General features: G+C 53.8%; 9 protein-coding genes. 4 read left to right on the top strand and 5 right to left on the bottom strand.

What is annotated here, in order from left to right:
• Positions 1-728: 728 nt before the first annotated feature.
• Entirely contained in the window at positions 729-1,793 is a 1,065-nt protein-coding gene (locus EXY20_RS28370) for an HD-GYP domain-containing protein (RefSeq protein ID WP_167859581.1), read from the top strand.
• Positions 1,794-1,959: 166 nt separating this feature from the next.
• Here the strand turns inward: EXY20_RS28370 and EXY20_RS40090 are convergent, their stop codons facing one another.
• Both EXY20_RS40090 and EXY20_RS39225 read right to left on the bottom strand, forming a co-directional pair.
• A complete protein-coding gene (locus tag EXY20_RS40090; RefSeq protein WP_167859582.1) occupies positions 1,960-2,088 on the bottom strand; it encodes an SMI1/KNR4 family protein in 129 nt (42 codons plus the stop codon).
• A gap of 1,074 nt (positions 2,089-3,162) precedes the next feature.
• Positions 3,163-3,333: a hypothetical protein gene (locus tag EXY20_RS39225; RefSeq protein WP_167859583.1), complete on the bottom strand. Its 171-nt coding sequence runs from the start codon at positions 3,331-3,333 to the stop codon at positions 3,163-3,165.
• 76 nt (positions 3,334-3,409) lie between these two features.
• Here EXY20_RS39225 and EXY20_RS28375 point away from each other — a divergent pair, with 76 nt between their 5' ends.
• Complete coding sequence (locus EXY20_RS28375; RefSeq protein WP_135555560.1) at positions 3,410-5,740, top strand: GAF domain-containing sensor histidine kinase; 2,331 nt, start codon at positions 3,410-3,412, stop codon at positions 5,738-5,740.
• Complete coding sequence (locus EXY20_RS28380; protein WP_135555562.1) at positions 5,737-6,387, top strand: response regulator transcription factor; 651 nt, start codon at positions 5,737-5,739, stop codon at positions 6,385-6,387. Before EXY20_RS28375 ends, EXY20_RS28380 begins: the two co-directional genes overlap by 4 nt.
• 15 nt (positions 6,388-6,402) lie before the next feature.
• Here the strand turns inward: EXY20_RS28380 and EXY20_RS28385 are convergent, their stop codons facing one another.
• A complete protein-coding gene (locus tag EXY20_RS28385) occupies positions 6,403-6,981 on the bottom strand; it encodes a TetR/AcrR family transcriptional regulator (RefSeq protein WP_135555564.1) in 579 nt (192 codons plus the stop codon).
• 290 nt (positions 6,982-7,271) lie between these two features.
• Here EXY20_RS28385 and EXY20_RS28390 point away from each other — a divergent pair, with 290 nt between their 5' ends.
• Positions 7,272-10,208 carry an MMPL family transporter gene (locus EXY20_RS28390; RefSeq protein ID WP_167859584.1) on the top strand — a complete coding sequence of 979 codons (2,937 nt, stop codon included), beginning with the start codon at positions 7,272-7,274 and terminating at the stop codon, positions 10,206-10,208.
• A gap of 306 nt (positions 10,209-10,514) precedes the next feature.
• Here EXY20_RS28390 and EXY20_RS28395 read toward each other — a convergent pair whose 3' ends face one another.
• Together EXY20_RS28395 and EXY20_RS28400 are read right to left on the bottom strand one after the other, a co-directional pair.
• The gene (locus EXY20_RS28395) at positions 10,515-11,285 is read right to left on the bottom strand and encodes a YqjF family protein (RefSeq protein WP_135555567.1); all 771 of its coding nucleotides are present in this window, start codon (positions 11,283-11,285) and stop codon (positions 10,515-10,517) included.
• Positions 11,286-11,420: 135 nt separating this feature from the next.
• Positions 11,421-11,729 (bottom strand): hypothetical protein, encoded by a 309-nt coding sequence (locus EXY20_RS28400; RefSeq protein WP_135555568.1) that lies wholly within the window; start codon positions 11,727-11,729, stop codon positions 11,421-11,423.
• Between the last annotated feature and the right edge of the window lie 786 nt (positions 11,730-12,515).

Here is a 12,515-nt window from a genome sequence, read left to right on the forward strand (position 1 = left end):
TTCCGTTAACCTCGATAAAAACGGCTCCAGGAGACAAATAAGGGCTGTGTGTTCCGTTACATGTTCCAAGGCATCGATCCGGCCTACCTTGGTAGCCGCTCGAGGCCGGAGAGTACCTGAGTAGCAACTGATTTCAGCCTTACAGCAGCGCAAATTCCCCATCGCGCGGCCCACGTAGCCCCTGTTGCGCATGAAACATGCGCTAATTCCCCAATGTGTGGCCCATGCAGTCCCTGCAGCGCATGAAACATGCGCTAATTCAATCAATGCGTGGCCTGCATAGCCCTTGCAGCGCATGAAACATGCGCTAAACGCCCTGTTCAAGCCCACACTACCCCTGCAGCGCATGAGAAATGTGCTAGTTCTTCCGCGAGAGACCCGCATCGACCCTTCAGCGCATGTGCACACCGGCGAAAAAGCCGCTCCCGATCCAATAAACGTAATATTCCCTCACACAAAACTCATTCACTCACACGTTTCCCGTAACTATTTTCACATTTTTCTGACAACTGTTGCATAAGTCATGGGTTTTATGTTACTTTAACGTCATATATGGTGACATGAACCCAGACAAACAGCCGCAACGTCACTTCCGATAAGCCCTTAGTCGCATAATGACCCGACGCTTTTACGAACTCTTCACTTGTCGTCACAAAAACCAGTCCATAGAATGGGAATGTAGCCCCACCTCCTGCAAACCGACAACGAAAACAAGGGAGACGAGATTCATGCGAACCATTCACGTAATGGAAGCCAAAGCCGGCATGATCGTCACAAAAGACATTTACAATTCGGACGGCAAGGTGCTCGTTGCCAAAGGGGTCAAGCTAACCGAACGATATATCGACCGTTTGCTCGATTTTCGCGTTCGTTTGATAGAAGTTCACGACGAAACCGCGCCGCGGCACGAAGAGAAGCTCGACCTCCCGCTCGATCCGCTCGCGTTGACCAAGGAAGAAGTCGAGCTGTTCGTCAACCGCTCGATTCGCAAGCTGATCAAAACCGACGCGAAGAAACAGGATTTGATGCTGCTGGTGGAGGAATTGTTCGAGGTCATCACAAACGATAGTCTGGTGCTGGAGTATTTGTTCAAGATGAAAGTAATCGGGGATCGGACGTTTTTCCATACCGTGCAGGTGGCGGTGCTGTCCGTCGCAACCGGCCTGCAGCTGGAGCTGGGCAAACAAGAGCTGATCAGTCTGGGCAAAGCGGCCCTTCTGTACGACATCGGCAAAATTTTCCTCCCCCGCGACATCTTGACCGCTTCGGACAAATATACCGACAAGCAGCAAACGATCATGCGCGAGCATACGATTTCCGGTTACATGCTGCTGCAGACGAAATTCGACGAAACGATCGCCGCCGTCGCCTTGCAGCACCACGAGCGTTTCGACGGCTCCGGTTATCCGCGCCGTGTCGGCAACGACCAGATCCACCTGTTCGCCCGCATCGTGGCGGTCGCCGACGTCTACATGGCGCTGAAGAGCTACCGCTCCTACCGTCCGGCCTACCAGCCTTATGAAGCGATCGAATACATCCTCGGCGCCGGCGGCTACCTGTTCGACTCTCGCGTCGTCAGCGCTTTTACCGAAGTGTGCGCGATTTATTCGCTCGGCAGCGTCGTGCAGTTGAACGACGGTCGGGCCGGCATCGTCTCCGGAATCAACCGCAGCTTCAGCCAGCGCCCCGAAGTGACGCTGATGTTCGACAAACAAATGCTGCCGACCCCGCCCGAAACCGTCGACCTGTCGCACAAGCCGACATCGTTTATCAGCCGTGTTCTGCATGATTAGGGCGGTGAGCCGCCTTGAATGAATACCAAAAACAATTATTCCCATCCTTCACTGCTTCCCAACGCTTTTATAAAGTCAAAAAATGCTCGTCTTTTAGTTCATGAACGCCCCAAACATTTAATTGATTGTCGCTCTCTCCGACATAACCCGATGCCCCATTACTGTATTAAAGAAATGCAATAAACTCATCGGGAAAATTTATCGCCAGCTCTTCTTCTGCCTTCCTGATCATCCGAGGAACTGCCGGTAGGTTTAAATCTAAAGTATTGATCAGCTTTTTAAGCTCCGGATCCATATGGTCCCTCCAGTGTCGTCAGAGTGACTCGGAACAACAAAGGAATGGCGAAATAAGCCATCTTTTATGGTCTATTTCGTCAAAAATGGGTAGTCGCCTTAAAATAGCCAGTGAAATCATTGGCTATTCGTGTCAATCTGCCCGAATTGAGGCTGTCTGGCCAAAATAACCAGTGTTTTCGCTGGCTATTTTTGATGATAGAAGCGAAATAGAGCAAATAAGCCATCTTTCATGGCCTATTTCGCCCGCGACTGAACGATAAGACAGGAAGAACCAACCTGTGACACCTGTGACACAAACGGGAGTTCGAAATGGCATGCAACGTCGTCGCTTTTGATTACTGAATCGAAACAAAATACATGGCAAATAAGATACACATTAATATAAAGCAAAAAAGATTCGACTCATCGTATCTTTACCTAAACTAACGATAACAACAAAAACAGAGAAATAAAAAAACAACTTGTATTTGTTGTTGCTCATTCACACACCCGCCAATACCTCGGTTTTATCCGATTTTCGCCAGTCCTATTTATCTTACGTTGCTTCATGCGCGCCATTCCCCCATTCCCCCATTCCCCCATTCCCCCATTCGCCAAGTAACCCCTTGCAAAATAAGCCATGTTTTCTTGCCTATTTCGCCAAAAACGGGCAGCCTCTGCAAAATAACCAGCGAAATCACTGGCTATTTCGCTTGAAATGCCGATTTGAAGGCGATCTAGGGCAAATAACCAGTGTTTTCACTGGCTATTTCCGATGAGCCAGGCGATAGGAGGCAAATAGGCCATTTTTCATGGGCTATTTTGGTTGTTTGCCTTTCTGCAGCGTGAAGCTTGGTTGCGCTTCCCACCGCCAGCCCCCTACAAATCCTGACCCCACCCCGAAAAGATATAAATTCATCATATTAAAAAACTGAAGGCGTCAACATCCCGCCTCCAGCCCCAAACCGACCCCAAACTTTAAAAAAATCAAAATAATTGATATTTACATAAAACGACATCATTAGCTAAAAAAGTTGAAAAAAACTGGAATACTAATATACATTCTCTTTTTCATTTGGTAGAATTAGGTGTGTCAAGTAATCCAATCACGAGTCAATTCAGCTTCTTCGCTTACTACATTTTCATAATTGGCCAGTATCGTTTCTTCCGCATTTGATAAACGATAACAAGCTTTTGTTGCTTTCTTCATCAAGAGATCGTAAACGGCCGAACGTAAGTCAAGGGAAATCGTTAGCGCTTGCATGTGATTACCTCCCTATAATATATTTCCACTCTCATTTCCATAATATCAATTTTATTCTAAAAAGCGAGGGTTACTGTTGAAAAAAAAATATCGTTGGGTGTTATTTGCCCTATTTTTTTTGGCGATGCAGGTATGGTTTGTGAATATCGCCCTCCAATATCCTTATTATGGAATAAATGTGCAGAAAAACGAAAACCTTGAGTGGGAGATCACGGAGCTTGAACCCACCATACCCGGCAGCTCTGAGATCCTTCAAATCGGCGATATCGTCAAATCAGTCGACGGACAAAATCCTGAATTGTACGATACCGTCATTCGCAATGAAGCATTGGAAAAATTCCATTCGCTTGTTGTGATTCGAAATGGAGCAGAACTAACCGTACGAATGCAAGATTTCCCGAAATTCAGCAAAATCGATATTTTATCTTTTTTAGGAGAAATATGTTGTTTGACCATAGCTGCGTTAATTCTAATCAAAATTCGTAATGCGAAGTCGCCTTTACTGCTCGCACTCGTATTCATTTCCGGCGCCATTACTTTTATGAGTTTAGGTGCCAATGCCCGCAGAGACCCATTTGCCATATACATAACAACCATAATGGTAACGCTTGTCCCTTATACACTTTATCACTTTTTATCGACATTCTTTAAAGAACGCAATTTCACATCATTTACATCCATAACCGCCCGCTACCTGTACTTGCTACCACTAGTAAGAGGATTTCTTGCTATTCCGACCATTTTCAGCGCTACCTACGCCAGATTTGAACACAATCTTTCAGCAATTTCGAGTTCCATTTTTCTAATTGGAATCGTACTCAACTTTATCCTGCTGTCGAATGCTTACTGGAAACATCGCAACGAACGATCGTATCATTCCTCATTGGTGAAAATCATTTGGATTTCACTTTTCATTTCTTTTATGCCGTTTGCTTGTTTAACGATAATTCCGATAATAATAGGGGCGTTTCTTCCATTCGGCTTCGTGAACAGCATTTATACCGGCAGTTTTCTGCTATTTTTTCCCGCTTCGTTCGCTTATTTGATGGTTACCAAGCAGCTGTTCGACCTCCATATCGTGGCGAGGCGCGTCCTTATCGCCGCAGCCATGGCCCTGATTCCGAGTGCAGTGCTTGTATTGGTTACTCTGCTGTTTGGCTCTAAGAAACCGGTTGACTCCTATCTGCTTTTGTTCGTGTTGTTCGAAGCGGTAATCGCCGCCCTTCTCTACTCCATGGAATATTTCACCACGAAGCTCGAACCGATCGTGTTCCCGCGCAAGCATCAGCTGCGCGAAGCGATCGGGAATGTGGCGAACAAGCTCGGCTCGATCACCAGCTTCCGCGAGCTGAAGGACATCATTCTCATCGACATCGTCGACACGATGCAAGTGCATGGCGGCGCCATTGTGTTCCGATCCGGCCGGGAGCTGGAGACGATTGCCGCGGGCCATATCGATACGGCCGAAGTGGAGCGCCTGATCGGAGCAACCGATACGCCCGAGCACCCGGCATACATTTGCCTTCCTGTCAGCCGCAACGAAGAATACGCCAGCTTCCTGATCCTGACGCTGAAAACGACGAACACCCGGCTCAGCCGCGAAGAGATCGAATGGCTGAACCTGATTGTCTCCTACCTCTCCATCAGCCTGGAGAACGTTTACCTGATCCGCAAGCTGCTGTCGCGGCTGCAAAGTCTGGCGTCGCTCCTGCCCGACGAACAGGAGGCAACCGAAGTCAATTGGTTCCGCAAGCTCATGTTCGAGCTGCAGGAGAAGGAACGCGCGCGCATCGCCGGCGATCTGCACGACACGACGATGCAGGACCTGATCTTCCTGAAATACCGCTTCGAAGGCGTAATGACCAACTATTCGCTGCAGCCCAAGGATGCGCAGGAAATTCGCAACCTGCTCGACTACGTGGAGGTCATCACGACGAATCTCAGGCAAAGCTGCTTCGAGCTCCATCCCTACTTGTTGAAGGATCATGGGCTGGTCGAAACGGTGAAACGTTTCGTCCGGCTGGAAGCGGCCGTCTGCAGCTTCAATCTGAGTTTCGACGCGGACGGCGCCGACGAGATCGAACGCATGGACCTTGACTGGAAGAAACACGTATTCCGCATCTGCCAGGAGTTCATCAGCAACGCCAAAAAACATGCGGAGGCATCGGAGGTGAGATTGACGTTATCGGCTGCGGGAGGCACGACCCGGCTAAGTTATGAAGACGACGGCGTCGGATTCGACCCGAAAGAGCCAACAATGCGGGAAATCGGCGGATCCGGTTTCGGCATGGAGCAGTTGAGAGGCCGCATCTTAATGCTTGGCGGCAATTGGGAGCTGTTAACGGGGAAAGGCGAAGGGGTCCAATTTCGCATCCAGTTTCCGATGAAAGGACAACAATCGGCATGAACGAATCCATCCGCGCGCTCGTCATCGACGATCACCCATTGGTCGCCCGGGCAACAGCCAAAATGCTGGGCTCGATCGAAACAATCGTTCAAACGGATATCGCCTTCAGCGCAAGCGAAGGTTATGAGAAGGCTGAACAGCTGCAGCCGCAGCTTGCCGTTATCGACCATCATCTGCCGGACGAAACGGGCTGCGAGGCGGCGCAGAAGCTGCGACAGCGGTATCCGGCCATGTCGATTGTGCTGATTACGGCGGACGATCTGCTTCCGCATACGGAGTCATTCTTTCGTTCGCGAGCGGACGCCTTTCTTTCCAAAGGCATGAGCGTCGCAACGATGATCAGCATCATCACGTGCGTACTGGATGGGATGTTCGTCGTGCCGGCGGACATCTTCGCCGAACGGTTTGGCAGAATCAAACAGCCCCTGCCCGAAACCGAGCTGCTGACCGCGTACGAGGCCAGCCTGATGGGTATGATTATGCAAGGCGTAACGCAAGACGACATCTCCAGGCGGCTCTACATCAGCAAACGTTCCATCGACAATCATCTGCGCAAAATTTATGGCAAACTCGGCGTCACCAACCGACTGCAAGCGATCGACAAGTGCATCCGGCTCGGGTACAAGCAGACGCAAACCGGCAACTGACCGGTCCGGGCGCCGCTATTCGTCAATTCCGGCAAAAAACAGCTCAAACGCCATGACCAGCTGTTCGGTCAAGCTGTCGTCTCCCATTTCCATGCTCCAGAACGACAGCACGCCAAAAAACGTCTGTACCGCAAGGTACGCCAGTTGTTCCGGCGGAATCCGTTTCGTAAATTCGCCGTTTGCTTGTCCCGCGGCCATAATCGGCGTAATTTGCTCGATCAGCTCGCGGAACATCGTCTGTTGGAAGGCCAGCGACTTGGCGCTGCCGAACGCGCTCTGAAACATCGTTCGCGCCAGCGGCCGGCTGAAATCCAGCTTCGACACGATATCAAGCAGCAGCGCCATCAGCTTCGGCACGAACGGTCCCGTCTTGCCGTACAGCTTCTTGATTTCGCCGACGGCCCAGAAGCTTTGCATGTCGCAGAGAATATCTTCCTTGCTGCCAAAATAGTTAAAGAACGTCCCCTTGGCCACGTTCGCTTGTTTCGTAATTTGCTCCACCGTTGTCGCCTCGTAGCCATGTTCGGCAAAAAGCTTCCTCGCGGCGTCCATGATCCGGTTGTAGGTCTCTTTCTTCTTGTCCTCGCGATTCATCGAACGTCACCTCCTCCCCATCGTATCACACATTCAACTTTCCGCAACTATATTTATGACCGAAAGTTCAATAATTGTTGAAATCGGTTTCATTATGCATGCCCTTTATTGCAATAAAATATAGTAATACAAGCAAATAGAATACAATATAAAAAATGACCAAAGGACTAAATATTTATTGACCTTCGGTCATTTTTAGGGTATAAAAAAATAAAACGACTGGCGAATCGCGGCACGACCATCCCGATAAAAGGATGACCTGCCGCGGAATCGATGGAGGGAAACGGACGATGATCGAAAAGTGGTACAACGGTTTGTCCAAAGCCAGATGGCTTGTCATTGCGCTGTGGCTGGCGGTAACGGTGGCGTCGGTGCTGGCATTGCCCGATCTGCAGCAAATTGTGCGCGGCACGGAGCAGAAGTTCGTGCCGGCCACCTCGGAGTCGGTGCAAGCCCGCAACATTCTCGAGCGGATCGATCCGGCGCAGAAAAGCAAGTCCGGCGCCGTCATCGTGATCGTTCGCGACGGCGGTTTGCAAGATGCGGACCGCAGCTGGTTGAAATCCAAAACCGACGATCTGAAACGGGACAAAGACAAGCTGGAGCTTGCCGGCTTGATGACGGCGTCGGACGATCCGTCGCTGGCGGCCAAGTTTGAAAGCAAGGACGGTACGATGCAGTTGGCGCTTGTCAATTTCGTCAAGGCGGAGAACGACCCGGCTGTGCAGGACAATTTGACGATCATCGAGGATCGGCTGAAAGACGTTCCCGCGGGGGCCGAGGTGTATGTGACCGGCAGCGCGGCGATTTCGAAAGATTTTCAGAAATCGTCCGAAGAAGGGTTGCAGAAGACGGAGCTGCTGACCGTCGGGCTTGTGCTCGTCATCCTGCTCATTGTCTTCCGCTCGCCGATCGCGCCATTCGTGCCGCTGATCAGCATCGCCTTTTCGCTGGTCATCACGCGCGGGCTTGTCGCCTGGGCCGCCGACCGTTTCGGCTTGCCGGTGTCGTCGTTTACGGAATCGTTCCTGATTGCGGTCCTGTTCGGCGCCGGAACCGATTATTGCATTTTGCTCATCCAGCGCTTCCGCGAAGAGCTGAGCGGCGGCTGGAAGCCGGTTGACGCTATCGCCCGGACGATGCGCACGGTCGGCAAGACGGTCGTTTTCTCCGGCAGCACTGTGCTGATCGCCTTCTTCCTGATCGGCTTCGCCAAATTCGGCCTGTACCAGTCGGCCGTCGGGGTATCGATCGGCGTCGCCGTCAGCTTGCTCGCCTGTCTGACGCTGACGCCGGCGATCATGATCATTCTCGGACCGAAGATGTTCTGGCCGGTGAAGGTGAAAGCCGGGCAAGGCCACGGCGACTCGCGGCTGTGGGGTGCGCTTGCGGGGCTTGCATCCAGGCGCCCGGCGCTTGTGCTGATCGTCGCGATTCTCGTGCTGTCGCCGCTGACGCTGCTGTTCCAGGGCAAACGCTCGTTCGACGATATTGCCGAAGTGAAGCCCGATTTCGGTTCGGTCGTCGGCTTCAATAAAGTGAAAGACAAGTTCGGCGCGGGCGACATTTATCCGGTCACCGTGACGCTGACGTCGTCCGGTTCGATGCGGACGCCCGAAGGGCTCGCCGCGCTGGAGAAGATCAGCGCCGACGCGAGCGCCGTCGCCGGTGTTGCCGAAGTGCGCAGCGCGGCGCGGCCGCTCGGCAAGCAGCTGACCGAGCTGACGGTGCCGGACCAGCTCGGCAAAACGGGCGCCGCGCTCGGCGACCTCGGCGGCGGCACCCGGCAGGTTGCCGGCGGGCTGGAGCAAGCGAGCAAGCAGCTGCAGCAAGGTTCCGGCGACGTGAAGCAGCTGCAGGGCGGGCTTGGACAGCTTGCGGCCAGCACGCGTCAGGTCGAAGACGGGCTGCAGCAGCTGGCCGGCGGCCTCGACCAAAGCGCGCAAGCGCTTGGCGGCATTGCCGCCGGCATCGGCAGCGCGCAGGACGCCGTCGGCTCGATGGCCGGCGACCTCGGCGAGCTGCTGGCGCGCAACCCGGCGCTGGCGGACGACGCCGCGTTCCAGGCGCTGCAGGCGAAGCAGCAAGGTGCGGCTCAAGGGCTCGGGCAGGTCGCGCAAGGCGTGGCGCCGGTGCGGCAAGGCATCGCCGCCATGGCGCCGTCGGTGCGGCAAGCCGCCGGCGGGCTGGCGCAGATCGAAGCCGGCCAGACACAAGCAGCCGAAGGCGTAGGCAAGCTGCAAGGCGGGCTTGACGAGCTGACGAAGGGGCTCGGCGAAGGCACGGCGGCGCTGCGTCAAATCGGCGACGGCCTCGATCAGGTGCGCGCGGCGCAGACAAGTATCGCCAGCGGCAGCGGCAAGCAGATCGCCGGCTGGTACGTGCCGGCGGAAGCGCTGCAGAGCGGCGATTTGAAGAAGGCGCTCGACGCGTACATGTCGCCGGACGGCTTGACGACGAAGCTGGAGGTGGTGCTCAGCGACAATCCGTACAGTGCGGAAGCGATGGGCCGCATCGACGGGCTGCGCGACGCGCTGAAGCAAAGCGCGGCAGCGACCGGCATCGCCGCCCCCGATTTGAAGTTGACCGGCACGACGACGCAATCGACCGAGCTGCAAGCCATTTCGCAGCATGACTTCCTGCGCACGGGCGGGCTCGTGATGCTCGGCATCTACATCGTGCTGGCGCTGCTGCTTCGTTCGGCGCTTGCGCCGCTGTACATTTTGCTGTCGCTCGGGTTCAATTACCTGATGACGATGGGCATTCTCGAGTTTATCTTCGTCAAGCTGCTGGGCCATCCCGGCTTGTCGTGGTCGGTTTCGTTCTTCGTCTTCCTGATTATCGTCGCCCTCGGCGTCGATTACAGCATCTTCCTGATGGCCCGCTTCAAGGAGGAATACCGGCCGGGCGGCATTGCCGCCGCGATGCGCAAGGCAATGTCGACAACGGGCGGCGTCATCATGTCGGCGGCGGTCATCATGGGCGGCACGTTCGCCGCGTTGATGCTGTCGGGCGTCGGCACGCTGACGCAGATCGGCGCCGGCATTCTGATCGGGCTGCTGTTCTACTCGATCGTGTTCATGGGCCTGATCGTCCCGGCCGCGGCAAACTTGTTCGGCGAAGCAAACTGGTGGCCGTCGAACCGCAAGCGTGCGGCAGCCTCGGCGGCGGTTGCGACGCCAGCAGGAGCGACGTCGGCGGGGGGAGCAACAGCGGCGGCGGAGTGACGTTAAAGCAGCGATAACTGCGGACCTGGGAGGTCCGCTGTTATTTTATGTTGGCGAAGAGAAAGAATAAGCCATGTTTTGTGGCCTATTTTTCCCAAAAGGGATGGTAGCAACGAAATAGCCAGTGATTTCGCTGGCTATTCGTATCAATCTGCCCTTGATGGGGCTATTTGGTCAGAATAACCAGTGTTTTCACTGGCTATTTCGTCCGGATAAGCGGAAAAAGGGCGAATAGGCCATTTTTTATGGCCTATTTTCAGATGCTGCGTCATCGGAACGATTGCCGACAGCGTAACAGCTCAGCGCTCATGGCGACTGCAGCGACTTCACCGGCCACATCAGCGCGTCCAAGCGCCGGGTATAGGTCACCTCCGCCGGCTCGTCCGGCAATTCGATTCCCATGGCCGCCGTCATCGTGCTCAGCCCAATCGCAACGTCTGCCCGCTGCAGCGCCCATGGCAGATGATGGATGTCCGCGGCCAAAATTTCCCCCGAGCGACCACCGCCGCCGCGTTCCGCGTAAAACCGGTACCTTTCGGTCAGCCAGTGCAGCTTGCTTCCGGGCGGCGCGTGAAACACGCCCTCATCCTTGGCGCTGTAAGCGACTTCCAGTCTCGCCGGCCCACCGCGCTTGTCCTCCCTGACGGCGGCAAAACGCAGCTTGTCCCGTTCGCGCGCCAAACGAATGCCGGCTTTGAGATAGGGTAGCGAAAACAGCCGTGCCGCCTCGACGGCGGGCCGGCTCGATGCATCCAAGCTGAAAAAATAAACCCCGGGAACATTCCCGAAGGTCACATAAGTTCGTACATTAAGTTCGAGCATCGAGCAGACGCCGGGAATCGGCGGCAGCCCTCTGATGCGGTAAGGATCGATGCGAAACGGAATCACGGAAATCCAGGCGCTTCCTTCCCACAACTCCAATTGCAGCCGATGGGGTACAAAGGGCCTTACCTTTGCGGCCGGAACCGGCCAGTGCATACATAACAAGTCGCGCCATACTTGCTTCATGAACCAACCGCCGTTTGGCAGCGGGAATGGCCGATGATCGACGGCGCGTAATAGTTCGGCAGGCTTCATGCCGTCATCCCCCTACTCGCAACAGACCATGACAGGAATAGTATCCCTCTTCATGGGACGCCTATGCGTAAGAGAGGGGCTCTTCTCCCTTTGCTTGCTACGCTGCCGGATGTCGACGCTTGTCCCGGTCCGACGTCAACAATTTACCGCGTCGTCGTTCAGATCGCCGTGCGATTCGAGCATGAACGGTGGAGCAACGATTTGCCGTTTCTGGTTGCTTTTCCATTCCGCTTGCGGGTCGGTGACGACGCACGGGTCGGCTACAGGCCGCAAATCCTCCCATTCGCATGTAACGATGCCGCCTCGCGGCTCTTCCGCTTTCATTTTGCAGCCCGAGCAATAAGTGTTTTGGTGCTCCGTATCGAACGTTACGACTTTGTTGCGCAAGCAGCAGTATATTTGTCCGTCGGCATCGATGACGTTCCGGTGTCGAATGTTGGTCATGAATCTACTCTCCTCTTCCTGACTTTCTGTTTTTCTGGCAAGTCGCGTCGCAGAAACCTGCTATAACACTCAATACCGCAACGAAGCGCTCTTCGCTTCGTTCGGCAATGATATTCACCTCTAGCGCCGGGCCTGCTTCGCTGATTTGCTTCGATCTATAAATATCATTATATGCGCCATATGTTAAAAAAGGTCGGGATCCATGTAACCAATTTGTAAATGGAAGGATCATTTTCATTGGGCGGCATTGTATCTCCTTACCCAGGCGAACGGCAACTGAAACTGGTAACCAACGCGGGTTTCGCCATATATAAGACTCTTTTGTTGTTCCATGAAATCGGGCTATGGGACGGCCGGCATACAGGTGAGGAACGACCAAACGGGCGGAGGCAAGCAGCGGGACGGTTGGGCTGACTGGCGGTCGAGCGGAGGGACGGTCGGGTTGATTGGCGGTGAGCGAGCGGCGGGATATCGGGCTGACGGACACGGGTATGAAGTTTGCGAGGGGCAGCTTTTGGCGCTGAACAGACGACGCCTCAGCACGAGCTGACCGTAGCTCAAATGTATAAATACATTTAAATGTTGCCATACAGACTCGTTTGATACATTTAAGTGCAAAAATGCATTTAAATCCCCTGGAATGACCCGAACTTTGGAATTACATTGAAATTAAATGCATTTTTGCAGTTAGGTTGCCTCAATCAGCCGTTTGGGGCGAGTTTAAGTGTATAAATGCTCTTAAGGATTCTGCTCTGCGTTTTGCTTTGCGTTCCGCTTCCCCGGGAA

The sequence above is a fragment of the Paenibacillus cymbidii genome, assembly GCF_004764705.1.
Lineage (GTDB): Bacteria > Bacillota > Bacilli > Paenibacillales > NBRC-103111 > Paenibacillus_AN > Paenibacillus_AN cymbidii.